The sequence below is a fragment of the Candidatus Thiodiazotropha sp. AKAK2 genome, assembly GCF_058244685.1.
On the sequence record NZ_JBSYOP010000036.1, the window covers coordinates 284864 to 307895 of the forward strand.

At 50.5% G+C, this 23032-nt stretch carries 24 protein-coding genes; 15 read left to right on the top strand and 9 right to left on the bottom strand.

Features of this window, described 5'->3' with window-relative positions:
- Positions 1 to 10 precede the first annotated feature (10 nt).
- The 6 genes from AC4IE8_RS19330 to AC4IE8_RS19355 all read left to right on the top strand — a co-directional run bounded on the left by AC4IE8_RS19330 (position 11) and on the right by AC4IE8_RS19355 (position 6853).
- Positions 11 to 643, top strand: coding sequence for a TRAP transporter small permease subunit (locus tag AC4IE8_RS19330; RefSeq protein WP_490791769.1), 633 nt, complete (start codon positions 11 to 13; stop codon positions 641 to 643).
- Positions 640 to 2046 carry a TRAP transporter large permease gene (locus tag AC4IE8_RS19335; RefSeq protein WP_490791770.1) on the top strand — a complete coding sequence of 469 codons (1407 nt, stop codon included), beginning with the start codon at positions 640 to 642 and terminating at the stop codon, positions 2044 to 2046. Before AC4IE8_RS19330 ends, AC4IE8_RS19335 begins: the two co-directional genes overlap by 4 nt.
- A gap of 491 nt (positions 2047 to 2537) precedes the next feature.
- On the top strand, positions 2538 to 3980 hold the full coding sequence (locus AC4IE8_RS19340) for a phospholipase D family protein (protein ID WP_490791771.1): 1443 nt from the start codon (positions 2538 to 2540) through the stop codon (positions 3978 to 3980).
- A gap of 160 nt (positions 3981 to 4140) precedes the next feature.
- Positions 4141 to 5670, top strand: a complete 1530-nt coding sequence (locus AC4IE8_RS19345; protein WP_490791772.1) for a YiiX/YebB-like N1pC/P60 family cysteine hydrolase — start codon at positions 4141 to 4143, stop codon at positions 5668 to 5670.
- A gap of 212 nt (positions 5671 to 5882) precedes the next feature.
- Positions 5883 to 6218, top strand: coding sequence for a hypothetical protein (locus AC4IE8_RS19350; RefSeq protein WP_068987845.1), 336 nt, complete (start codon positions 5883 to 5885; stop codon positions 6216 to 6218).
- A gap of 137 nt (positions 6219 to 6355) precedes the next feature.
- Positions 6356 to 6853, top strand: a complete 498-nt coding sequence (locus AC4IE8_RS19355; RefSeq protein WP_490791773.1) for a hypothetical protein — start codon at positions 6356 to 6358, stop codon at positions 6851 to 6853.
- A gap of 426 nt (positions 6854 to 7279) precedes the next feature.
- Here AC4IE8_RS19355 and AC4IE8_RS19360 read toward each other — a convergent pair whose 3' ends face one another.
- The 5 genes from AC4IE8_RS19360 to AC4IE8_RS19380 form a co-directional block, all read right to left on the bottom strand.
- Complete coding sequence (locus AC4IE8_RS19360; RefSeq protein WP_068987843.1) at positions 7280 to 8230, bottom strand: ketopantoate reductase family protein; 951 nt, start codon at positions 8228 to 8230, stop codon at positions 7280 to 7282.
- Between the two features lie 12 nt (positions 8231 to 8242).
- Positions 8243 to 8440, bottom strand: a complete 198-nt coding sequence (locus AC4IE8_RS19365) for a tautomerase family protein (RefSeq protein WP_068987842.1) — start codon at positions 8438 to 8440, stop codon at positions 8243 to 8245.
- Between the two features lie 170 nt (positions 8441 to 8610).
- The gene (locus tag AC4IE8_RS19370) at positions 8611 to 9033 is read right to left on the bottom strand and encodes a GlcG/HbpS family heme-binding protein (protein WP_068987841.1); all 423 of its coding nucleotides are present in this window, start codon (positions 9031 to 9033) and stop codon (positions 8611 to 8613) included.
- Positions 9033 to 9959 (bottom strand): catechol 2,3-dioxygenase, encoded by a 927-nt coding sequence (locus AC4IE8_RS19375; RefSeq protein ID WP_068987840.1) that lies wholly within the window; start codon positions 9957 to 9959, stop codon positions 9033 to 9035. The genes AC4IE8_RS19370 and AC4IE8_RS19375 overlap by 1 nt, the downstream gene beginning before the upstream one ends.
- A 57-nt stretch (positions 9960 to 10016) precedes the next feature.
- Entirely contained in the window at positions 10017 to 10367 is a 351-nt protein-coding gene (locus tag AC4IE8_RS19380; protein WP_068987839.1) for a 2Fe-2S iron-sulfur cluster-binding protein, read from the bottom strand.
- Between the two features lie 416 nt (positions 10368 to 10783).
- Between AC4IE8_RS19380 and AC4IE8_RS19385 the strand changes: the two genes are divergently transcribed.
- The 4 genes from AC4IE8_RS19385 (at position 10784) to AC4IE8_RS19400 (ending at position 15570) form a co-directional block, all read left to right on the top strand.
- Positions 10784 to 12475: a sigma-54-dependent Fis family transcriptional regulator gene (locus AC4IE8_RS19385; RefSeq protein ID WP_068987838.1), complete on the top strand. Its 1692-nt coding sequence runs from the start codon at positions 10784 to 10786 to the stop codon at positions 12473 to 12475.
- 293 nt (positions 12476 to 12768) lie between these two features.
- Positions 12769 to 12975, top strand: a complete 207-nt coding sequence (locus tag AC4IE8_RS19390; protein ID WP_068987837.1) for a YgaP-like transmembrane domain — start codon at positions 12769 to 12771, stop codon at positions 12973 to 12975.
- Between the two features lie 390 nt (positions 12976 to 13365).
- Positions 13366 to 14058 (top strand): DUF599 domain-containing protein, encoded by a 693-nt coding sequence (locus tag AC4IE8_RS19395; protein ID WP_068987836.1) that lies wholly within the window; start codon positions 13366 to 13368, stop codon positions 14056 to 14058.
- A 114-nt stretch (positions 14059 to 14172) separates the two neighbouring features.
- Positions 14173 to 15570: a C13 family peptidase gene (locus AC4IE8_RS19400; protein WP_490791774.1), complete on the top strand. Its 1398-nt coding sequence runs from the start codon at positions 14173 to 14175 to the stop codon at positions 15568 to 15570.
- Between the two features lie 147 nt (positions 15571 to 15717).
- Here AC4IE8_RS19400 and AC4IE8_RS19405 read toward each other — a convergent pair whose 3' ends face one another.
- Together AC4IE8_RS19405 and AC4IE8_RS19410 are read right to left on the bottom strand one after the other, a co-directional pair.
- The gene (locus AC4IE8_RS19405) at positions 15718 to 16038 is read right to left on the bottom strand and encodes a cytosolic protein (protein WP_068987834.1); all 321 of its coding nucleotides are present in this window, start codon (positions 16036 to 16038) and stop codon (positions 15718 to 15720) included.
- A 381-nt stretch (positions 16039 to 16419) separates the two neighbouring features.
- On the bottom strand, positions 16420 to 16545 hold the full coding sequence (locus AC4IE8_RS19410) for a single-stranded DNA-binding protein (RefSeq protein WP_490791775.1): 126 nt from the start codon (positions 16543 to 16545) through the stop codon (positions 16420 to 16422).
- Between the two features lie 348 nt (positions 16546 to 16893).
- Here AC4IE8_RS19410 and msrA point away from each other — a divergent pair, with 348 nt between their 5' ends.
- The 4 genes from msrA (at position 16894) to AC4IE8_RS19430 (ending at position 21019) form a co-directional block, all read left to right on the top strand.
- Positions 16894 to 17571, top strand: coding sequence for a peptide-methionine (S)-S-oxide reductase MsrA (msrA, locus tag AC4IE8_RS19415; RefSeq protein WP_068987833.1), 678 nt, complete (start codon positions 16894 to 16896; stop codon positions 17569 to 17571).
- Between the two features lie 770 nt (positions 17572 to 18341).
- The gene (locus AC4IE8_RS19420; RefSeq protein ID WP_490791776.1) at positions 18342 to 18797 is read left to right on the top strand and encodes an inorganic phosphate transporter; all 456 of its coding nucleotides are present in this window, start codon (positions 18342 to 18344) and stop codon (positions 18795 to 18797) included.
- A gap of 147 nt (positions 18798 to 18944) precedes the next feature.
- Positions 18945 to 20762, top strand: coding sequence for a Na/Pi cotransporter family protein (locus AC4IE8_RS19425; protein ID WP_068987830.1), 1818 nt, complete (start codon positions 18945 to 18947; stop codon positions 20760 to 20762).
- An 8-nt stretch (positions 20763 to 20770) separates the two neighbouring features.
- Positions 20771 to 21019 carry a hypothetical protein gene (locus tag AC4IE8_RS19430; protein WP_068987829.1) on the top strand — a complete coding sequence of 83 codons (249 nt, stop codon included), beginning with the start codon at positions 20771 to 20773 and terminating at the stop codon, positions 21017 to 21019.
- 190 nt (positions 21020 to 21209) lie between these two features.
- Here AC4IE8_RS19430 and AC4IE8_RS19435 read toward each other — a convergent pair whose 3' ends face one another.
- Both AC4IE8_RS19435 and AC4IE8_RS19440 read right to left on the bottom strand, forming a co-directional pair.
- Positions 21210 to 21953 (bottom strand): hypothetical protein, encoded by a 744-nt coding sequence (locus AC4IE8_RS19435; protein ID WP_490791777.1) that lies wholly within the window; start codon positions 21951 to 21953, stop codon positions 21210 to 21212.
- Positions 21953 to 22195, bottom strand: coding sequence for a thioredoxin family protein (locus tag AC4IE8_RS19440; protein ID WP_068987827.1), 243 nt, complete (start codon positions 22193 to 22195; stop codon positions 21953 to 21955). Before AC4IE8_RS19440 ends, AC4IE8_RS19435 begins: the two co-directional genes overlap by 1 nt.
- Positions 22196 to 22303: 108 nt before the next feature.
- Between AC4IE8_RS19440 and AC4IE8_RS19445 the strand changes: the two genes are divergently transcribed.
- A complete protein-coding gene (locus tag AC4IE8_RS19445; protein ID WP_068987826.1) occupies positions 22304 to 22870 on the top strand; it encodes a MarR family winged helix-turn-helix transcriptional regulator in 567 nt (188 codons plus the stop codon).
- The last annotated feature ends 162 nt before the right edge of the window (positions 22871 to 23032 follow it).

Below are 23032 nucleotides of genomic sequence, written 5' to 3' on the forward strand. Positions count from 1 at the left end.
GAGGTGGACCATGTCCAATACAGCAACCATTCTGAATGATGAATCGCGATTGAGCCTGGCTGATCGTCTGTTCTTCAGACTGGAATCGTTACTCAATCTGATCGGTGGCATCGCCATCTTCCTATTGGTGATACTCGCTACAATCAACGTGCTCGGCCGATGGCTGTTCTCCATGCCCATTGACGGCTATGTAGACTGGGTTGAACAGGCGATGGCTTTTATCGCCTTTCTTGGCATCGCCTACACCAAACGTCTCGGCGGCCACATCAGAATGGATATCCTGATCGGCCAGTTACATGGGCGCCTGCTCTGGTTTACCGAACTGTTTTCGGTGGTTCTGATGTTGCTGGTCACCCTGGTCCTGATCTATGGCTCCTACCTGCATTTCTGGCGGGCCTACGACATTGGCGACTCATCGTTGGATATCAACCTGCCCACCTGGCCTGCCAAGCTGGTAGTGCCCCTGGCACTGAGCGTCTTGGCATTACGTCTGATACTGCAGATCTGGGGGTATGCCAGAGCCTTCAAAGAGGGTGGCGAGCAACCGGTTGCCGTACCGTTGATCGAGAACGCAGCCACCGTGGCAGCCAAGGAGGCTGAATCGGTGATGGGAGAGATTGAAGGCAACAGGGATCGCTCATGAGCCTGATCGAAACCATGGCCAGCATGGATTCCATCAGCATCGGTCTATGGGTGACCGGAGCGATGCTGTTATTTGTGGTCATCGGTGTGCGGGTCGCCTTTGCTGCCGCCCTGGCCGGTTTTCTCGGTCTGTTATGGATCTTTAGCGCCAAGCTGGGATTTGAGAAAGGTTTTGGCGTGGCCGTCAAAATGGCAGGAACCATCCCCCACTCCAAAGTCTCCACCCTGGCGCTCTCTCTGATACCCACTTTTATCCTGATCGGTTTTCTGGCCTATCATGCCGGTTTGACCCGGGCGCTGTTCGAAGCGGCAAAACGTTGGCTCGGCTGGTTACCCGGCGGCATGGGAGTGGCAACCGTTTTCTCCACAGCGGGATTTGCCGCGGTCTCCGGCGCATCAGTGGCCACATCGGCGGTATTTGCCCGCATAGCAGTGCCCGAAATGCTAAAGCTGGGCTACGACAAACGCTTCGCTGCTGGGGTGGTCGCTGCCGGCGGCACCCTGGCCTCACTGATACCACCCTCGGCTATCCTGGTGATCTACGCGATCATTGTGGAGCAGGATGTGGGCGCATTGCTGATGGCCGGCTTTCTGCCAGGGGCGGTCTCGGCACTGATTTACGGAGGCCTGGTAATTCTGTTGGCCAAGACCCGTAAAAATTTTGGACCGCCAATCAGCGGCTTTACCTGGAAACAGCGTTTTCAGTCTCTCCCCGGAGCACTGCCGATCTTTTTTGTCATCGCGATTATCGTAATCTGCATCTACGGTGGTGTGGGAACACCCACGGAAGCGGGTGCGTTGGGCGCCTTCGTGATCCTCTGCATGGCACTCTACCGGGGGGCACGCTGGCCGGAAGTGAAAAACTCCCTGATGGAAACCGCCAAGTTGACGGTAATGATATTCACCATCATCTGGGGGGTGTTGCTGTATGTGAGGTTCCTCGGCTTTGCCGATCTTCCGAGCGCCTTTTCAGACTGGATCGTCAGTCTGGAACAGAGTCCGATGCTGACCCTGCTGCTGATTCTCTGCGCCTATGCGGTACTCGGCATGTTCATGGACGCCATCGGCATGCTGCTGTTGACACTGCCTGTGGTCTATCCGGCCGTGATCGCCCTGAACGGCGGAGAGGCGGTCACCGCAGCGGAATCCGCATTTGGCTTATCCGGCGTGGGCTGCTCCATCTGGTTTGGCATTATCGTGGTCAAAATGGCGGAGCTCTGCCTGATCACCCCACCGATCGGATTGAATTGCTTTGTGGTCGCAGGTGTACGACCTGAATGCACGGTTCAGGATGTATTCCGCGGATGTACACCCTTCTTTGTGGCTGATGTGATCACCATAGGCACGCTGATCGCATTCCCTAAAATAGTCATCTGGTTACCCAGCCTGATTGGCTATACATGACCTGTAACCACCTCGACTGCCCGCATCAGATTGACCACTCACTCTTCAGACCGGCCTGGTTACATAGCCCAAAAAGCCGAATCCACGCTACTATCTTGATATCAGCCACAAAAAAGGATGGTTAAGTTTTTCTATCGGTGATGCTCTTCTCAAAATCATGAATGTATCACTGATAACAACACCTTATACTGAAGTCAGTTACCATGAGCATACGCCAAACCTGTTACATGGATATCTCAGCTTTAATTGCAACTGGGAGCAGAATTTTAAGCCGATGACTGCAACACCAGACCGACAAGTAAAGCAGACCAGAATTGAATAACGTCAGCCAACGAGTTACCTGATTGCCTCGATAGATTTTTGGCAGCCGAAGATCTTCGGAGAGTATCGGGAATAGCGACTTTTTAAACAGTCGACAGTTAATTAAAGTCAACATCATGCACTTATCAGCAATGCTTCTAAAACAGATCGTAAAACTATGCACTCAGATAGTGCCGGCTCTCTTAATCTCACTGTCGTTGCAGGCCAGTATCCTTGAACACTTGAATGAACTGGGCCAACAGCACCCAGGACAGAGTGGTGTCTATATTCTGGAAAAAGGTGAGGAGTCACTGCTCACCCGGGCCTGGCTCACCGAATCCGCACAGCAGACCATCGACGTACAATATTTCATCTGGAGTACGGATAATATCGGTACGCTTGCCAGTGAGTCTCTTCTCACCGCGGCTGAACGGGGCGTCAGGGTAAGGGTCATAGTCGATGACCTGTTGATCGACGCCGAACCGGAGACACTGCTCTCTCTGGATGCACACCCCAATATCCAGATCAAAATCTATAACCCGCTGCACTCGGTAGGCAGAGGAACACTGTCACAGCTCTGGCATCTGATCACAGACTTTCGCAGCTCCAATCAACGTATGCATGACAAAGTCGTAATCTACGACCAGACCATTGCGATCACCGGCGGACGCAACATGGCCGATGAGTATTATGATTTCGACCATACCTATAACTTCCGCGACCGGGATGTGATGGTTGCCGGTTCTGTGTTGCCCCGGATACAACACAGCTTCGACAGCTTTTGGCAAAGCCCCCTGTCAGTCTCTCTAAGCAGTCTGCTTGCGGAAGAGAAGCAAGATTTGACCAACGAGCAGATCGAAGGCTATACCGAATGGCTCCACCGATATGCCGGTGATCCACTGAATTTCGCACCAGAGATCCGCATCGCAATCACCAATATGGCGACTCGGGTCGAGCGGATTTTTACGCAACTGCACTGGACAGATGTAACCTACCTCCACGACATACCGGGTAAAAACAATCAGAGCAACAACCTGAGAGGTGGTGGCCAGAGCACAACCTCGCTGATCGAACTGCTTTCCGGGGCCGAGAAAGAGATACTGATAGAGAGTCCCTATCTGATCATGCCGGAAGGCGGTTTTGAATTTTTTTCAGGACTTTTGTCCAAAGGGGTGAAGATTGCCATCGTCACCAACTCTCTTGCCTCAACCGATAATCTGCAGGCCTACTCCGGCTATCATAAACAGAAGCAGAGACTACTGGATCTTGGAATCAGCATCTACGAATTCAAACCCGATCCGGGGATCCACCGTCAACTCATCGATCGATACGAGCAGCTTGGTAAAACCTCTCCCATCTTTGCCTTACACGCCAAATCTTTGGTAATCGACGATCAAATCACCTATATAGGCACCTTCAATTTCGACCCCAGATCGGCAAATCTCAACACCGAAGTGGGTGTTGTGATTGATGATTCGAAAATTGCACATCAGGTAGCTCAGGCCATTCGCAGAGATATGCAGCCGGAAAACAGCTGGGACGCCTCGGTCGACATTGACCAGCAGGAAGTCGGTTTCCTGAAAAGATTGCAAGTCGACTTGTGGAGTCTGTTGCCATTGGACCCTATACTCTAGAAGAACCCAAGATGCAGATGACCTGAGTTATTCTGATCTGTTAATCTAAACGCCACTCACAAACGCATACGACCTGCCAGCTGCAGGAATGAACCACCTCACCCCGAAATGCATTCGGGACAGGTTAACTTGGACATACCGACAACAAGGAGTATCAGGTATGAAGTGGCTGATTCGCTTTTTGCTCCTGTTCACCCTATGCACGCCCGCAATCGTGGTTTCTGCAATCTCAAACAGTGAAATTTCCTCGCGACAGCAACTGGACAACAATCTTCAGGTTGTACTCACCCAACGCAAAGGGTTGTCCGACATTGTGAATTACTTGGGTTCCTATGGCGGCCTCCTCCAGGACCAGAAATCCACTAAAAACCAGCTGCCGGACAAAGTACAGCGACAGCAGATCCGATCTACCTGGGTAAGCCTGCTCGACAGATTGATGATCCTCGATTCTATCAGTCAGTCCTATGAAGACTATACGCAACAGGATGAGGTAACGCGCAAGAGAGCCTTTCGCATCGCCTACGCCGCCTTCCTCGCCCGCTACCGTTATGTACTTGATTTTTTGCAGATCACCGAACGCCATCCCCAGCTTCATATCCTGCTGAATGAGCGGGTAGCAGAACTTGGGCTCGAATCAGGCACCTACTCAAAGATTAAATTCCACTACCTGAATATTGCGATTGCAACGGAATTCGCCCGCCTCACCCTCAGTTACAGTCTGACCGGTGAACAACCGGGTTTCCCATTGAATCAAGGCATCGAAGAGGATCAAGCCAAGCTCTGGGACTACGCTAAAGGCAAAGGCATAAAACAGACAGTTAAAAATGGCGTACAAATCGTCAAGGACAGCAGTTTCAAGGCCTTTTTTCCGGTACAGAAAGGTGTCTCTGAATGGATGGGGGATGTTCGTGTTCGCAGACCACATCAATCGCTGATCACGCAACAGCAGATCCGCACACTGCTACCCCGCCTCGAACCCGGAGATGTGCTACTCGAACGACGCGAGTGGTATCTCTCAAATATCGGCCTGCCTGGATTCTGGCCCCATGCGGCACTCCATATCGGCACACCTGAACAACGCCGACGCTACTTTGATGATGAGCAGGTCAGCAACTGGCTCAAGCAACAGGGCATCGACAACGGAGAGCTCGATTCACTGCTCAAGCATCGTTACCCAAAAGCCTATGCTGAGAGTCTCTCCACGGATGAGGAGAATCACGCCATACGAATTATCGAAGCAATCAGCGAAGGGGTGGTATTCACCTCTGTTGAGCACTCGGCAGACGCCGACTCGCTGGCCATTCTGCGACCTAAACTGAATAAGCTCGCCAAGGCAAAAGCCATACTGCAGGCCTTCCACTATATCGGCAGACCATACGATTTTAATTTTCTCACTGACAGCGAGTTAGTCTGCACAGAGTTGGTATACAAAGCCTATGAAGCCGATCAGGACAAACCGGGACTCAGCTTACCGGTGGTCGAGATCATGGGACGATTGGCAACCCCGGCGAATCAGATCGTAAAACAGTTCGATGAAAAATTCGGCTCACCGGAGCAGCAGTTCGAGCTGGTATTTTTCCTCGATGGCCATGAAAAGAGCAAAACAGCGGTAGAGTCGGATGTTGCCGATTTCCGGCAAAGCTGGAAAAGACCAAAGTGGCATATTTTCGTCCAGAAACCAAATGGTTAGCCAGCATTGAAGCACATTTGTCGGAGTAGAGTGAGAGTCGGTAAGCGGCCCGGCCAATCCTGAGTCAGCTTAATAACCACAGGAAAGCCGTGTGACTTTAAAGCCAATCAAGCTACCCTTAAAAGCCATGGAACCTTAGATATCCCAAGTAATTTCAGATTATGACATAGATCCCCGCAGGTTCAGAACACACCTTAAGGATAATGAAAACAATGAAGCCTTTACCCTATATGCTGCTGCCTCTGTTGTTTACCATACCCCCGATAACACAGGCGCAGGGCCTGAAGTATGTGCCACTGCAGGAAAATGGCACCACCACCGCCTATGTATCAGTACCCGAGAGCTTCAATTGCAATGTCAACATTCCCGACACACCAACAGCATTCTGTGCCGCTGGTGGCTATATCTATCATCTGCATGGCGCTTTCATCTCAAACCCGGTGGATCCCGAGCAATATTTCAACAATCTGTTACAGCAGGTCAGTGCTGAAAACCCCAATGCCAATATCGAGAATCGTTACAGAATATCGACATCTCCCAATATGTGACACAGCGGGACGCTAACCTGCTGTTCCGGTATGGACAGCAGGTAGTCACCTATGGATTCGATTTGGTGGACCAACAGGACAATCAGTAAAGTTCTGCGGCAGTGACCGTCAGTTCACTACCCAACAACGGGGCGCCTGTGACGATCGTACAGCTGTATGGATTTACTGTGCCTCTATCTGAATCCCATGACTATTCACAGATTCAGAATGAGCTGTTTCGGTTTGCCCAATCCTACCAATATGATCAGAACTGGCTGCAGTCAGCGAATACCCAACACCTTCAGTTCCAGAACAACCTGAGCGCAAAAAACCGCGCCTTCCAGCAGAGCCAACAACAGATACACCAATCCAATATGGATGCGCTGGATAGAAGTCATAACAGTTACATGGAGCGTAGCGCGGCATCGGATCGTTCACACAGTGCCTACATTGATTCCATCCATGAAAGACAGCAACTGGTTGATCCCAACACAGGCACAAGATACGAAGCTGACGGTTATTCCGACTACAACTATGTCAATCCGAACGATCCAAGCATCTATTACCGGACCAATGATCCAACGGCCAACCCCAATATTAATAACAATCAGGGGGAAGATTACCAGCTGCTACAGGAAAACAATGCTGGCTGGTAGTAATTATTCATCCGCCCCTAACTCGCGGGGTTAATAGCGAAATCACTGCTGGCCCATCAACGTTCAATCTACCCTGCAGTAAGACTGAAAAAGCCCCTCTCACTTGATGGGAGAGGGGTTGGGGAGAGGGTGCACGCGAAGCGTTTCACCTGGCTAAAAACTGAATCCATGGGTTCAGGTAAAAGACAAAAGCTCTTTGATCCTTCATCTTTATCGCATTGGGTTCTTATGGATACAAAGATGCTCAATCTCCCCCTCTCCCCCTCTCCCCCAGCCCCTCTCCCACAAGGGGAGAGGGGAGTTAATACCATCCGAAGTTTATGGATCAGCAGTATGGCAACATGAAAAAGAGAAGTGCCAGGGAGTGGCACTCGGATATCGGAGGCTGTCTCCGACTACGTTCAGAACGGCCAAACACCTACGACCCTACCGATCTCCAACCTTCAATTGATTCTGCAACAATGCCTGAACCAGAGCTGAGATCGGCGCCTCTTTTCCCAGTCTGCTGCATCGCTCCACCACTACACCACTGATGGCATCCAGTTCCAATGGCCGCCCCTTCTCACGATCCACCAGCATGGAGGTCTTGATGGCATCGAACTGACAGATCAACTGATACATTTCATCAATGTCACTCCGCTGCAGATCAACACCGTCGGCCTCAGCCGCAAGCGCCACCTCTTCCATCAGCCGATAGACAGTACGAGTCAGTACCGGATGTGCAGTCAGACTGCGGGTGTCCAGCCCGGTCAGGGCACTCAACGGATTGACTCCGTTGTTGATCAGCAGCTTTCGCCAAAGCGCTTTCTGAATGGTTTCACTCAATGTGGTTGGTATGCCAGCCCGATTAAAACAGTCCGCTACACTTGTCAGATATTGCTGTGTTCCAGGGTGGTCCATGGCACACTTCCAGGCACCCATTACGACTTGTGCCACACCGGTGGCTTCAATAACTCCAGGGCGGATAATATGCCCACCTATGCGTACTGCGAGCCCACCAATCGTCCGCTCACTGCCAATATGGGCAGCGATGGTGATCTCATTGTCGACCCCATTTTGCAGTGACAACACTGGCGTGGCTGCCTCGCTCATCCAGCTTTGGAGATTCTGCATCACAGACGCTGTAGCACCAGCCTTGACAGTCACTATCAACAGGTCAAATTCGTCTGCTCGATAGTGATCAAGCAAACCCTGCTGGTCGATAGCATCGACCTTTGCCTCGAAATTGAGATCCGGGTGGTATACCGACAGACCACTGTTTTGAAGTGCTTTCAGATGCTCCCCACGGGCCATGTAGAGAACCTGGTGCCCGGCGGATTGCAGGCGAGCGCCGTAGTAACCACCGATACCGCCTGCGCCGAGGATTAAAAACCGCATCGTATCGGTTTGCTATGGGTTGGCGTCACGCTTGGCTACGGATACCCCACCGATCGCCCAGTGGGATTTCGGCACTTCCTGTATTACCACACGCACCTGCTCCGGTTTTACCTTGAGCGTATCCACCACGACCTGTGTGACGCCCTGATAGAATGCCTCCTTTTGCTCCTGGGAGCGCCCCTCCATGATGGTTGCCTGAATCAATGGCATGAATAGACCTCTCTAGTTGACGGTTGACAAGGCCCCTTTCGCACGCCATTTACGGCATGAAAAATGGACGACAATAAAACACGCTTTCAGATCCAAAGTAAAAATGCATGGGGTACCATTGATGTACCCCATGCCCTGAGAGCCCTGGGCCTGTTAACGTTAATAAAAGCTTACAGCCCCAAACGCTGCAATCCTGCCCTGGCACAGATCTCATCCTGCTCTTCGGAGCCACCGGAGACACCGATCGCACCGATAACCTGGTCATTGCTGACAATCGGCAGGCCACCACCGAAGATCACCAGACGATCCCTGTGCACGATACCTTCACGAAGCTGTGGAATATCACGGATTTCATCCATCCATTTACGAGTGGGGAAACCGAACCCGGCAGCCGTGTAGGCCTTATCGATAGAGATGCCGATGGAGTGTAGAAAGGCACCGTTCATACGCTGAAAGGCGAGTAGATTACCACCCTTGTCCACCACCGCGGCATTGATCTTTATCCCCATCTCCTCAGCCTGCTGCACGGCGGCGGCGACCGCATCGGCAGCCGCTCGCCAGTGGATCTGTGGTTCGTTTACCGCCAGCTCCATCAGGTCAAAACCGTTAGAAAGCGGTCGTTCAGAGCACGCTCATAGTAGAAGATGCCCTTGCCCACATGGTCGAAGTCCCAGCTCCGAACCGGATGGTCGGGATAGGCGGTATAACCACCGGCATAGACCTCGTTGCGGTTACCGGAAGGGTCGAAGAAGTAGATGGTCTGACCGCGGGTGATACCGTGACGGGTCGGTCCGATATCGAGGGAAACGTCATTGATGGAGATGATATCGGCAGCAGCACCCACTTCATTCCAATCCTGCAACAGGAAGGCCACATGGTGCAGTTTGCCTGGCTCCTCATGCTCAACAAAAGCAATATCATGGGCCTTGTTGCTTGCAGTGAGCCAGATGGCAAGGGAGCCATCCCCCTCTGGCAAATCGACCTTCTCGGGCTGATAGAAATCAAGCACCTCACAGAAAAACTCCCGTGCCTTGCCGATGTTGGGACCGTAACAGAGCAGATGATCAAAGCGGCTGGCGCCCATACCTTCGGGACGACGCGGATAGATATCCGGATTGGTGATGCCGGGATGATCATCAGCCATATCGATCTGGTGATAGAGTTCGATACGGTGACCGGTTGGCAGGGTGAAACCGATACGCGGACCGACACCCGGCTGCTCACCGGCAGGAACATGATCCACCTCCAGACCCCAGGCGACGATCTTGGGTTCAATCTCCCGCAGATAGTCGTTGCTGTCGACCTTGAATGCCACATAGTCCAGGCCGGCGCTCTCCGCCTGACGTAATACGACGCTATGGTGATCAAACTCATCCCAGCCTTTCAGATAGACCCGGCCGTCAGCCTCGGTACTAACGATATTGAGTCCAAGAATATTCTGGTAGTGGTTGATGGCTTCGTCCATATTCAGAACACGAATCTGAATCAGTCCGGGACGGAGTACGCCTTTGAATGCCATGTTTAAATCCTCTCTGTCTGTGTAAATCGTATCGTTATTGAGCCCTTCTGCAGAGCCTCAGCCGACAGCAGCAACACTCACCTCATCTTCAGGCTCGATCTGACACTCCGCTCTCAAGGCTTTTTCCATTTTTCCCACCACGCTGATCGACAGATCACTGGTCGGCGTGCAGCGACAAGCCAGCACGATCCGCTTCGATTCATCCGCTTCGCTGATCACGCTTCGGCTCATCTTTGCCTTTAAAAAGCTTCCCGAGGTCACCTGAACCCTGCAGATACCACATCCACCACCCCGGCAACCGACGGGTATACCCCGCTTGCCAAGCTGCTCCATCCCCTGTAACAGGGTCTGCTGTTCTGAGCAGGGATAGGTCTCGTTACAGTTTTCGATCGTCACCCGGTGTCGCATCGGATCCTCTTGTGTTGAATGTTGTATTGAGTCGACGTTTTCGGACCGGCTCCCTCAGATGAGAAAAAATCGATCCTTGAAGTGGTTAGAGCAGAATGTGTGCCATGAAGGACGCGGGGAGAGAATAACCTCAGCCGGGCGGTCAGCTCAGATCGCCGCCACAATCAGCCAAAACAGGGGAATTGAATGAAAAATTACTAAATGATCACTTTTTTAAGGGATAACCCTAATATTTTGTCGTTATAACAATTAAAATCGATATTTATATTTTCAATCGTTATTTTTTACTGCTATTTTTAAGTTACACTGTCACAAAGCAGACAAAACTTATTATATGATCACTTTCTGATGATATCGTGATTTTATTTTCTCACCATATCGTCAGCATGAAATTGATACCAGCCTGAGACGACCCTATGGCCATACAGATCGATTTGAGCTCTCAATTCAACCTCCCCTCAGAGCTCAACCTCTCCCTGGAGGAGGGCCGGATATACCTCAGCGACCAACGCATGATCATGCTGCATATCGGCGCCATGGGTTCGCTGCGCAAGGAGCTGATCGAGACCCTGGGCATCGAACGGGCCCGAGGACTGCTGACCAGAATGGGTTACGCCTCCGGGGTCCGGGACGCCAAACTTGCGCGTAAGCTGATGCCCAATGCATCGGATGAAGAGCTGATGCTGATGGGGCCCAAACTCCACATGGTGGAAGGCATCGTCAAGGTCTCACCAATCAAGATCGACGTCGACATCGCCAATGGGCGATATTTCGGCGATCTGATCTGGGAGCACTCCTATGAGGCGGATGTGCACATTGAACAATTTGGTGTGCATACCGAATCAGTCTGCTGGACCCAGATCGGCTATGCCACCGGCTACACCAGTGAAATCGTTGGCCGCTTTATCCTCTACAAGGAACCTGAGTGCTGCGGTATGGGTGACCGCCACTGTCGAAATGTGGGTAAACCGGTCGAGGAGTGGGAAGGCGATGTGGAAGAGGATCTCAAATATTTCAATCCGGACCATATTGCGGATCAACTCCTCAAACTCCAAGAGGAAGTGGCCCATCTTCGCTACTCTCTCGACGAAGAGACCGCACCCGGCGACATGGTTGGCAGCGCACCCCCATTCCTGAAAACCTGCGAAATGCTGAAAAAAGCGGGTGAGAGCAATGTCACCGTACTGTTGCTTGGCGAGACCGGGGTCGGCAAAGAGATGTTCGCACGGGCACTCCACAGCATCAGTTCCCGGGCAGAAAGAAATTTCATCGCCATCAACTGTGCCGCAATTCCTGAATCACTCATCGAATCGGAGCTCTTCGGTGTGGAAAAAGGGGCCTATACGGGCGCACAGCACTCCCGGCCCGGACGTTTTGAACGTGCTCACGGGGGTACGCTTTTCCTCGATGAAGTGGGAGAGCTTTCACCGGCGGCACAGGCCAAGCTGTTAAGAGTATTACAGGAAGGCGAGTTTGAACGAATCGGAGACAGTCGCACCCGCAAGGTCAATGTCAGACTGGTGGCCGCCACCAATGTGGATCTGCAGCAGGCTGTGGATGCGGGCAAATTCCGCGCGGACCTCTATTACCGGCTCAACATCTTTCCAATTCTGATCCCCTCCTTGCGCGAACGGGAGGATGACATACCGGCCCTGGTCGATCGTTTTCTGGAGAAGTACACCGCACTGCATGGTAAACGCACACCCGGCATCACCGAACGGGCACTCAGGGCGCTGAAAAACTACGGCTGGCCGGGCAACATTCGTGAACTGGAGAACATTATCGAACGAGGCGTGATCATCACGGCGAATGACACACACATCGACCTGCCAAACCTTTTTCCTGAACTCAGTGTCGAACCCGCAGCCACAGCACAAACGAAAACCTCCACCCTAGAGGACTCATCCAACCCACAGAGCAGCGGTCTGACATTCGATCGAATGCTTGATCAGATACTGGATCAGAACATACCCCTTGGAACAGTGGAAAACAGGCTCCTCGACAGAGCCGTCGAGCGGGCCAGAGGCAACCTCGCTTCCGCCGGCAGGATGCTGGGTTTAACCAGACCACAGATGGCCTATCGGTTAAAAAAATACAGCACACCTTAGGGCCTGTTAACACTAATCCAATACGCCCTGCTGGGACTGTTTTTGCGCCCAGCAAGGCAGAATGAGCGTGGTGTAGTGATTCTACATGAGCGAATGATAACGCCGCTGGGCGCATTGGATTAGTGTTAACAGGCCCTAGGACAAACCAACCCCACTTCAGCGAGACGATGCCACTTCGGAGCAAGCGAATCTGAATGTAACAAATGTTGCAGATACAGATAACCGCGTATGGATAATCTGCCTATCGTCGACAATCGGGTCGCACGTAATTAACTAAGCAGGAGTTCATAACCATGTCTGTAGAACGCATCACTTTTTCCATTGTCGGTATTCTGATCATGGCAACGGTAGGCGGTTATCTCGCTACACAGAATATCTTTTTTCTCTATGCCTCGATTTTTGTCGGTTTTATGATTTTCCAGGCACCCTTCACCAAGTTCTGCCCATTGCCTTTGCTGTTGAAAATGATGGGTGTCAAAACGGGTAGCGTTTTTGGCTGACCTGCCAATTGATGAATCAATGGAGTTTCATACATCCATTGATTCATCCTTCCCAACCCATTGGTGAACAAGACCATAAACAGTTCCTCTTCCATTCCATCTGAACCTGGAGAGGACAGATTTATCGACTGAGAGTCATAGTTCAATTATTGAGTTGCGACCCCTGAATTTCTCTACACCAGGAAAAACGATTAAACTTAAGGAACCTCTGAATAAGTCTGAGCCGAACAGATTGTCGATCAAAATGCACCGATTCAAGGCGCAGATCGCACGTAATAGCTCGCTATTGCGAAGATTTGCAACGCAGAAGCGGTACATTTTGGCGACAAGATGTCGGTTCATGACTTGTTCAGAGGTTCCTTAACTATTCGTCTAAACCTGTGTAAGTCAATGATACCCATAATCGACGTGAGCGCACTGCTATGGTTTCTGATCTGCTGGACCGGATATACCCGCTTTGCAGACCTTCGAGCCCGCGACAAATTAACCCTGATGAGCGCCATGCACGGCTACCGAAGGCAGTGGATGCATGAGATGATGCATCGGGATGTTCGCATTGTGGATTCCAACATTGTGTTGATTCTTGCCAGAAGCGCCACTTTTCTCGCCTCCACAACAATCTTCATACTCGCCGGACTGATTGCGGTTATGGGCACCATGGACACCGCCATGGAGGTGGTCGGCGATCTACGCTATGCAGTAAAGAGCAGCCGTGAAGTGTGGGAGTTGAAGATGCTGGGACTGTTACTTGTGTTTATCTATGCCTTCTTCAAATTCACCTGGTCAATGCGCCACTTCAACTACCTCTCCACCATTATCGGCGCCGCACCCATGAGCCATGAGCTGCCGGCATGGAGTGACAGCTTTGCAGAACGGGCCGCCAAGGTCAGCTCCAAGGCCTCCAATACATTCAACCGGGGACTCAGGGCCTACTATTTTGGTCTCGCCTTCCTCAGCTGGTTTCTCCATCCTCTGCTGTTTATTCTCGCTACCACACTGGTGGTTGGCGTACTCTATCGTCGCGAATTCAAATCGGGCATGTTAAAAGAGCTCGGTGATCCGAATGATTTCTCCGGCGGTTAGCTACTGCCGCAACCGTAAAAACAGGCTCCCTTGACCGAACTGGAGCAAAACTAAGGATTAATAACTAACGGCCGATACCTCCTGCGATACAGCAACGGAATCCAGAGCATTGACATGGAAGCAAAATCTCTCCCAAGACAATTGATCGCACTTACCATCAACCTCAGAGCCGGGTTGAGACTAGCCAGCAACCGACAGCTGACACGTAACAACTTCATCTACTCAATAGACCAACTGCTCTGGCTCTTCTCACTGATATTCAGCCTCGAAATCAGTGTCACTTATCTGGCTGTTGATAAACCAGCAACTTTCTCTGCCTATGGACTCAACCACCTGGGTGCTGTCTATCTCTTCGATCTGTTGATTCTTTTGGCGATCTCCAGACTGGTCCACGCCAATACGTCTGACACGGGCAAACTGATACTCGCCTATCTCTCATCGATGCCAATCTTCATTATTGTTTTTCAAACCCTGAGCATGCCAACGCACCTCTATTACAACCACCCGCAGAGTGGCGGTCTACTGCTGCTGCTACTGTTAGCCTGGCATCTCTACATCATTCTGAGATTGATGCGAATCGTACTCTCACTATCACTCGGAAAATCGCTTTATCTTGCAACAACCGCTTTCCTGCTCTCCCTGGCAAGTAGCGTGTTTCTTCCATATTCACAACTCTGGTACAGCGATGAACCCCCACAGAGCGACAGCCTCTATGAAAAGCTATACAAACTGAGCATAGAAGACCTCTTCTATGACCAGTATCCGATGGTGGATAAAACACTTAATGGCCTGACTTCACAACGTCCCGGAATCACCGATCTCTATCTGGTCACTGTAGCCGGATATGGCTTGGAAAATGTTTTTCTCAATGAAGTTGAGTATGTACGCGAACTGTTCGATCGTCGTTTCGATACAAGCGGACGATCGATGTCACTGGTGAATAATATCGACACGCTATCTCGATACCCCCTTGCCAACCGTCACAATCTATCCGACAGCCTGTCGGTAATTGGCGAAATCATGGATACAGAAGAGGATATACTGTTTCTGTTCATGACCTCACATGGCAGTAAGGATCCCAAATTTTCAGTGAACTTTGGCCCTGTACCCTTGGACGACATAACACCATTGCAACTACGCCAGGCCCTCGATGAAGCCGGCATTCTTTGGCGGGTCATAGTCGTATCCAGTTGCTATTCAGGCGGCTTCATCGAACCGCTACGCACGCCCAACACTTTGATCATCACAGCAGCTGAAAAGGATCGTCAATCATTCGGTTGCGGCGTAAAAAGCGAGTTTACAGACTTTGGTACCGCCTACTTCAAACACGCCTTGGACAAAGAACCCGATTTCATTGAAGCATTCGACATCGCCGCAAAGTGGATAGAGGAGAAAGAACGCCGCGAACAGCGCAAACGCTCACTGCCACAACGTTTCGTGGGTGATGAGATCCGTGACAAACTAACCCAGCTTGGCGGGATGAGCTATAGCGAGTCCACCACCTATCGATAGATGGCGTCTTGGACCAGGCCAAACCCCAGACGTACAGAACAGCCTGAGGTCTGGCAAGTTCAAACCACACCATCTACCCGGCCAGCTCAACTCTCGCTTAACAATCGGTCGATCTGCAAAGTGTACCAACCCGGCAACTCAATGGAATCAAGCAACAGCAGATACAGTCGAACCACTGGCTTCATGAAGTATCGGTGATCCAAGTTCTGCAAATGAGAAGAGTTTGAAAGTTCGCTCTCCATTGTAATCCAGTACACGCAGATCATCACTCTCATGCAGGTCATTGGCAACCACATTGAAGTGGCCACCATAACGCAGCTTGGCCAGATCATAGGGCACCTCATAGGCAATAAACTTCTCGATACCCTTGATGGCGAGCTTCTCCAGAATCAGCGTATCTTCGATGGATGAGTGAGATGTGAGTATCATCAGCGGACCGCTTCCAGTGATCAGCATAAAGGTTTTCATGGCTACCTCCCTGCCGTGGGATTATGGATTGAAGGTTTGCATCATTACCTCTTTTAATTTTAGCTCAACCAACACCAGCCACTTTCAAATATAAGTGATCCATTCCCGTAGATCTCACCAAGCGACCAGACCAGTACCGAGTAGGGTACTGATTTCCAAAGGGATTTTTAGTGACAGCAGAGATGCTTGAAAAGCGCGTCGGATATGCATTGAGATATTCAATTCTACAATACATTTTTATGTCTTTTCCCAATAGAACAATGATCTCAAATAGAGCTTATAAGCAGACTAAAGGATCGATACAACCCAGCTAAACAGACAACATCGAAGGCGCTCTAGCGAAGCCGTAACAGCGACTCACAAACAAGCTGATTCTTGATTTTAAAACTCATCATCTTTCAGCTTGTCCTTGGACGAATCCTGATGACTGTCACCAGCCAGAAAAAGCGCTGCCACGCCAATTAAAAGCAGAATGACCAACGAAATGGCGATCAGAATATTGCTCATAATCGATACTTCCCCAATTGTGTTAAAATCGTTGTTACGACACTAAAAGCGCTGCCTGATCAATTATACCCATACAAACTGGAAGTGCTGTATAGACCGTCGTCCACACTTATCGATATCCAGCAAAAAGAGTGCAAGAAACACGTAGAACTTTTGCCTGATAATACCGTTTTACTTTTAAAATCAATACTTTTGCCATGTTCATGGATATCAACCATTATTTAGGCTCTGAAGACACCATTTTAACTTAGAACTGAAGAGATACTTTTGTGATTTTCTCGTGACAGGGCGGTGAACTTTGCGATTGATAATCGGCACTAATCTAAAGATTGTTATGAGGGTCACTCGATGAAATCATCCATCTACGGCAGCCTGCTGGCATTAACGATACTTATCTCTGGCTGCTCTCAGCCCATGACCGAGCAAGCGAAATTGTCGGATGAGAACTACCAGGGGCTCTCTGTGGCGACATTTGCCGGCGGCTGTTTCTGGTGTGTCGAAAACGGATTTGAGATGCTGCCGGGTGTCAAAGAGGCAGTGTCCGGCTACAGCGGAGGCATCGAAAAAAATCCAACCTACCGGAAAGTTGCTCTGGGAATGACCGGACATACCGAAGCCGTACAGGTCTATTACGAACCCGAGGTCATCAGTTATACAGGTTTGATACAGGCTCTGTGGCGAATGATGGATCCTACCGATTCCCGAGGTCAGTTCTACGACCGGGGCAGACAATACCGGCCGGCAATCTTTTATCACAACAGTGAGCAGAAACGAATCGCGGAACAACTTCGCGCTGAATTGGATGCTTCCGATCGTTATGAGGATCCGGTGACAATCGAGATTGTACCCTTTTCTGAATTCTACCAAGCAGAAGAGAAACACCAGGATTACTATAAAAAGAACCCGGTCCGATACAATTTTTATACATTCAACTCCGGTCGCTATCAGTTTGTGGATGATGTCTGGGGTGAGGAGCGATATGTGGACTACACTAAATATCGCGACAGACTCACGGATGAAATTTGATGGGACTCCGATTTTCAAGCCGTCAATAAATAACCGGTCGAGGATCTTTTTCGATAGTTTTTTGTTACTGGTAATTCATCAGAAGGAATCAGTCCGATAGAGATCCAGATCCTGCAAGACGCACACTCAATTACGATGAATAACTGAAATGGTTAGAATTCTGACGTAGTGCTTGACAGTCAAGCATATAGAGATAGAAACGACCTAATCCACTTTTTCCGATTTGCGGGATCGGCCGATCAATCTGCAAATCGGGTTTGATGACGTCCTGCATCTTGCCATTCAACAAATAGAAATACTGATAGACCCGGGTTGCACTAAAGGACAGGAATATCTGTTTCAAAGCCCGGTGGGTCCTGGAAGCTGGCGCGTCAACGAAACAGGTTCCGGAAGAAACCAAAAAAAACCATAATTTTTTCATGGTCATGCGATCAACACAACAGACCTAACTCGCAGATAAACGGCCTGATACCGCTTTTTCAGTACCGCATGCACTCTACCGGAAGACCCTACTACTCCACACTCTCCGGATCAATCCACATTCTCAAATTCTAAAATACGTCTATATGTGGCTTTTTTTAATCGAGTTGCGCTAGGACATATTTATCTCCCACTATAAATGTTACAGTTTTATGACATATTTATGACAACCTGAAAATACTTCCTATTCAACGACCAATAACAGAAAAAAGTGGAACTCGAAAAAATTGCACAAATAGAACACGCTACCTGGACCAACCGCAAAGGCCGCCATTCCGTTATGGGCAATGATGACAGGCACGATTGGGATTGCAGTCGGTCTGGCTCTGTACGGGCCCAAGCTGATTAAAACCGTGGATCAGAAATCACCAAACTGGATCAGACCAGGGCCTACTGCATTGCTCTGGGCGGCAGCGATTACCGTGATTATCGCCATCCAGCTGGGCCTGCCGGAAAGCTCCACCCATATTGCGGTAGGCGCCATTTTCGGTGTCGGATTCCTGAGAGAGTACCTGAAAGCCAATTCAGCCCGCATCGTTGATGAGATTGAGATGCATCACCAGGGCTCCGACCGGGATGAGGTGGAATCATTTCTGGAAAAATTCAAAGCCGCCAGTATTGACGATAAAGCTGCAATATTAAACCTGATGAAGGAACACAAGGCCAACGCCGATCTGAGTAAAAAAGAGCGCAAAGGACTCAAGAAGGTCATCGGCACGAGCTGGTCAAACGCTCGGTGCTGTTGAAGATTACTGCGGCCTGGATCATTGCGGTACCAGCTTCTGCACTTTTAGCGGCGATACTGTTCTTCACCATACGCGGCATGATGCTGCCTTGAGACACAATAGTGAACACTATCGTTATCCATTCACTGCTGATGCATAGGACATTCGATGCTACGTAAAATCCTTCTACCCACGATCTTTATAGTATTGGGCTATGGTTTCTGGGTTAGCCCCGACTTCAAGGAGATCGCTGCCGGTGTGGCGATCTTCCTGTTTGGCATGCTCTCCCTGGAAGAGGGGTTCAAAGCCTTTACCGGGGGAATCCTGGAACGTATTCTTCAGCGCACCACCAATCGCCTGTGGAAGAGTCTCAGCTTCGGTATCATCTCCACCACAGTGATGCAATCGAGCTCCCTGGTTTCGGTCATCACCATCTCATTTCTCAGTGCGGGACTGATTGGACTGGCCTCGGGAATCGGTATTATCTTCGGTGCAAACCTGGGTACCACCACCGGCGCCTGGTTGGTGGCCGGTTTCGGCCTGAAGGTTAAGATCTCCGCCTACGCCATGCCGATGCTGGTATTCGGTATCATCCTGGTATTCCAGAAATCGAAATCCCTTAGAGGCGCAGGTTATATCCTGGCCGGCCTGGGGTTTCTGTTTCTCGGCATACACCATATGAAGGAGGGGTTCGAGGCCTTCAAGGACGCCATCGATCTGGCGGCTTACGCCATGCCCGGACTGAAGGGGCTGCTGGTCTACTCACTGTTGGGTGCAGCCGCCACCGTGGTCATGCAGTCCAGCCACGCAACCCTGGTTCTGATCATCACGGCCCTGGCCGCACAGCAGATCAGTTATGAAAATGCGCTGGCTCTGGCAATCGGCGCCAACGTCGGGACCACGATCACGGCGATACTCGGTGCCATGAGCTCGAATGTACAGGGCCGTCGCCTGGCGGGCGCCCATCTGATTTTCAATGTCACAACCGGCCTGGTCGCGATCATTTTCATCCAACAATTCCTGCTGGCTGTTAACGGTATCAGTGACCAACTGGGTATCGCGGAAGATGACTACACCATGAAGTTGGCGGTGTTTCATACCCTTTTCAACCTGGCCGGGATTATCCTCATGCTACCGTTCACCGGAAAGCTGGTAACCCTGCTAGAACACCTGCTGCACAAAAGGGAGCGCCAAGTTGAAGAACCTCTCTATCTCAACGAGGCAGCCATGGAACTGCCCGAATCGGCAATGCAGGCGGTTCGCAATGAGATGGGACACCTGTTCGAAAACGCCTATGAGCTGATCATCTCCGCTCTCAACCTGGATCCGCAAAAACTTCGCACCTCGGAGGATCTCAAGCAGTTAGTGGAGTCGGCGCCTGAGGTGAAAAAAATCGATATCGATGCCATCTACGAGCGTCGCATCAAGACACTCTACAGTGCGATCATCGCCTATATCAGCGAGGTGCAATCGACAGCATCGGAACACTTCGGAGAAGAGCTGTATCAATTACGCCAGGCAAGCCGGAATATTGTCGAGGCAGTAAAAGATACAAAACACCTGCAGAAAAATCTGGTACGGTATACACAATCATCAAATCCACAGATACAGGAACAATATAATAACCTGCGTCTGCAACTTGCCGTCGTGCTGAGTGAACTCACCGATGCAAAGGATGACACGGAAGATGAGACATCCCTACTCTCCCTGGACAGCATCCAACTTGTGCTGGAAGAGAGTGATGTCATTGCTAACGGGGAGTTGGATCGGTTGATCCGAGAGAATGCCATCAGTGCCGAAATGGCGACATCGCTGATGAATGACAGCGCCTATGCCTATGATGTAGCGGGAAACCTCATCGATATGGCCCGGGTACTGTTTGGACCTCTGCAAAAAGAGTTGAGAGAAATTGAGAGCGAGTTGATGTTGAGCGAAGATGAACTGGAGGAACTTATCTCGTCCAGTGAGAATGACAATCAAAACTGAGTAATACCATGACCAGTGATAAACTCATCGAAAAATTTGGTCTGTTGCTTAATATGGAGCGACAACAGCAGAAAGAGAAGCGCGACAAGATTCGCACCTTATTAAAAAAACTCAAAAAACAGAAGGTGGTACTAAGAACCAGGATCGACCAGGAACAGAATCCGCAAAATCGTAAGCGTCTGAAACGAAACCTAAAAGTCATCCAGGCTCAGAGAAAAAAAGGCATCAAGCTGTGTAAAAGCATCAAGTGTAAGTAGTACCAACAGACAAACCGCACAGATTGAGTGTTCGGAGGGGAAACCAATCGGAGTTCAGGTGCGGTTTATTCGCTTAAATAATGGCTTCTCCATAAACCGTTCATTCGACTTCATCATGCAGAGCACTCGTGGGCGCCATACCCTGAGATAGACTGGTTTTTTGGTATGGCGCCGACAAGTCGACTCACCGTTAACGATTCACCCGGCCCGGCAGACTCAAATCGCCAGAGGCCACATCCATGACATCGACAACACAAAGCAAAGGGGCATGTACACTCTGGTGGACACGCAAACCTGCCGTGACACCATCAAAACTGGCAGTTTCAACGACACCAATGTCGGTGAAAGGAACCCGAATCTCAACACGCTCGCCAGTGAAGGTGGGATCCCAGCCGGGACTGTCGAGCAAGATGGGCAAACCAGGCCAGGTGCTGGGTAGTCGTGGATTCGCGCCTTCCGGTATATCGACCACACCAAGCGCACCCTCGCCGCAACGTTCATTGGCTTGCAACACCACCCAGTGACTGTGCCAAACAGCCCCGTCATTCTTCACATCACCATCACCGTTCTCATCGAACAAGGGCGTATCATCGAAATCAGGGTGTGAGGTCACCGCAAACGCCAGAATACCGGCGTTATGTTCAAAACCCACGCTATAGCTATCAATTGAGGTTGGCCAGACGTAGGAAAATACATGACTGCCTGCAAGTTGACCTGTTGCCGTTGGCTTGCTGGAACCCGCTTTCGCAGAAACGGCCATATGGAACAGCGCAGTATTGCCCTCACTGCTGATCTTCGTATGGATGATATCGAAAGGCGCCAGTTTCGCATTACCCTGATCCGCCCTGATGCCACCATGGTGATCCTGATGAGCACAGACCGGCAATGAGAGCGAAATAAGCGTTATTACTGAGATCAATGAGCCACCCTGCATCACGAACCTCCTTTCACATCCGCCAAGGAGGCGCCGAAGTTGATGTGGAAGACCCCCCCGTCAAGCAGTAGCGCCGGAACCGATTGGATACCGACTTGTTCTGCCTCAACAATCCGACTCCGGTCTGCACCAAGATGCACCACCTCCAATTCGTAACGTCCCTTGTCCAACGCATCAAGAACCTGTTGTTCCGCAGCGACACAGACAGGGCAACCCGCATGGTAGAAAATCGCTTTTTTCATCAGTGACTCCTCGTATGATTAAGATTTTTGTATCGACTCGATACCATTATCAAGCTAGCAGAGGATCTCAAGCTTGTCAAACTAGTTTTTAGTCGATACTATAATCCTATGGATTCAAATAGCCTCTATAATCACCTTGAGCGTCTCAGCGAACTTTTGCGTACCGATCTACGCAAAAGCGGTATCGAGCATGGCCTGCAGCCTGTACAGCTCGAGGTGTTACATTACCTGTCTGTTTGCAATCGATATTCGGACACGCCATTGGCTGTGAGCGAATATCTTGGCCAAACAAAGGGCACAGTCTCCCAGACCATTAAAGTGCTCGAGCAAAAAGGGCTGTTGCTAAGGCGCACCGATGCTGAGGACAAACGGGTCTCCCATCTCGCCCTAACACCCCGCGGCAGCAAGCTGCTTGATCGACTGGTACCGCCACCGATGCTGACAAATGCCAGTGATAAGCTGCCGGAAAAGTCCCGCATACAGATCAACCAAGCTCTGCAACAACTGGTATTAGCGCTACTGCAAAGTAACGGTATGAAGAGTTTCGGTGTCTGCCGCACCTGTCGCTATAACGGTCGCTCAAAAGATGGTGGGTACTATTGCAACCTGATTAAGCAAGCTTTGACTGTGGATGATGTGGAACGACTTTGCCGTGAGCATGAAACCGCTGCATGAGTCCACTGCAAACTAGAGGCGCGGAATACGATCATCGGTAAGTTGAAACTCAGATCGAACTGTCAGCGCAATTCGTCGTATTTCCTGGTTAGCCGATGACGCATTTATATCGAATGCCAAAGCATTGGCGCTGCAGTTCCGTATCAATTCCTGTTTGATCGA

What these genes read in the sequence shown, in the direction of transcription:
- AC4IE8_RS19405 (WP_068987834.1), bottom strand. Translation starts at nt 16,038, where the DNA reads ATGAAAACCTTTATGCTGATCACTGGAAGCGGTCCGCTGATGATACTC.
- AC4IE8_RS19380 (WP_068987839.1), bottom strand. Translation starts at nt 10,367, where the DNA reads ATGCGACACCGGGTGACGATCGAAAACTGTAACGAGACCTATCCCTGC.
- AC4IE8_RS19430 (WP_068987829.1), top strand. Translation starts at nt 20,771, where the DNA reads ATGACCAGTGATAAACTCATCGAAAAATTTGGTCTGTTGCTTAATATG.
- AC4IE8_RS19370 (WP_068987841.1), bottom strand. Translation starts at nt 9,033, where the DNA reads ATGGAGCTGGCGGTAAACGAACCACAGATCCACTGGCGAGCGGCTGCC.
- AC4IE8_RS19335 (WP_490791770.1), top strand. Translation starts at nt 640, where the DNA reads ATGAGCCTGATCGAAACCATGGCCAGCATGGATTCCATCAGCATCGGT.
- AC4IE8_RS19425 (WP_068987830.1), top strand. Translation starts at nt 18,945, where the DNA reads ATGCTACGTAAAATCCTTCTACCCACGATCTTTATAGTATTGGGCTAT.
- AC4IE8_RS19390 (WP_068987837.1), top strand. Translation starts at nt 12,769, where the DNA reads ATGTCTGTAGAACGCATCACTTTTTCCATTGTCGGTATTCTGATCATG.
- AC4IE8_RS19420 (WP_490791776.1), top strand. Translation starts at nt 18,342, where the DNA reads ATGACAGGCACGATTGGGATTGCAGTCGGTCTGGCTCTGTACGGGCCC.
- AC4IE8_RS19330 (WP_490791769.1), top strand. Translation starts at nt 11, where the DNA reads ATGTCCAATACAGCAACCATTCTGAATGATGAATCGCGATTGAGCCTG.
- AC4IE8_RS19375 (WP_068987840.1), bottom strand. Translation starts at nt 9,959, where the DNA reads ATGGCATTCAAAGGCGTACTCCGTCCCGGACTGATTCAGATTCGTGTT.
- AC4IE8_RS19350 (WP_068987845.1), top strand. Translation starts at nt 5,883, where the DNA reads ATGAAGCCTTTACCCTATATGCTGCTGCCTCTGTTGTTTACCATACCC.
- AC4IE8_RS19395 (WP_068987836.1), top strand. Translation starts at nt 13,366, where the DNA reads ATGATACCCATAATCGACGTGAGCGCACTGCTATGGTTTCTGATCTGC.
- AC4IE8_RS19400 (WP_490791774.1), top strand. Translation starts at nt 14,173, where the DNA reads ATGGAAGCAAAATCTCTCCCAAGACAATTGATCGCACTTACCATCAAC.
- msrA (WP_068987833.1), top strand. Translation starts at nt 16,894, where the DNA reads ATGAAATCATCCATCTACGGCAGCCTGCTGGCATTAACGATACTTATC.
- AC4IE8_RS19435 (WP_490791777.1), bottom strand. Translation starts at nt 21,953, where the DNA reads ATGCAGGGTGGCTCATTGATCTCAGTAATAACGCTTATTTCGCTCTCA.
- AC4IE8_RS19445 (WP_068987826.1), top strand. Translation starts at nt 22,304, where the DNA reads ATGGATTCAAATAGCCTCTATAATCACCTTGAGCGTCTCAGCGAACTT.
- AC4IE8_RS19365 (WP_068987842.1), bottom strand. Translation starts at nt 8,440, where the DNA reads ATGCCATTGATTCAGGCAACCATCATGGAGGGGCGCTCCCAGGAGCAA.
- AC4IE8_RS19360 (WP_068987843.1), bottom strand. Translation starts at nt 8,230, where the DNA reads ATGCGGTTTTTAATCCTCGGCGCAGGCGGTATCGGTGGTTACTACGGC.
- AC4IE8_RS19440 (WP_068987827.1), bottom strand. Translation starts at nt 22,195, where the DNA reads ATGAAAAAAGCGATTTTCTACCATGCGGGTTGCCCTGTCTGTGTCGCT.
- AC4IE8_RS19410 (WP_490791775.1), bottom strand. Translation starts at nt 16,545, where the DNA reads ATGAGCAATATTCTGATCGCCATTTCGTTGGTCATTCTGCTTTTAATT.
- AC4IE8_RS19385 (WP_068987838.1), top strand. Translation starts at nt 10,784, where the DNA reads ATGGCCATACAGATCGATTTGAGCTCTCAATTCAACCTCCCCTCAGAG.
- AC4IE8_RS19345 (WP_490791772.1), top strand. Translation starts at nt 4,141, where the DNA reads ATGAAGTGGCTGATTCGCTTTTTGCTCCTGTTCACCCTATGCACGCCC.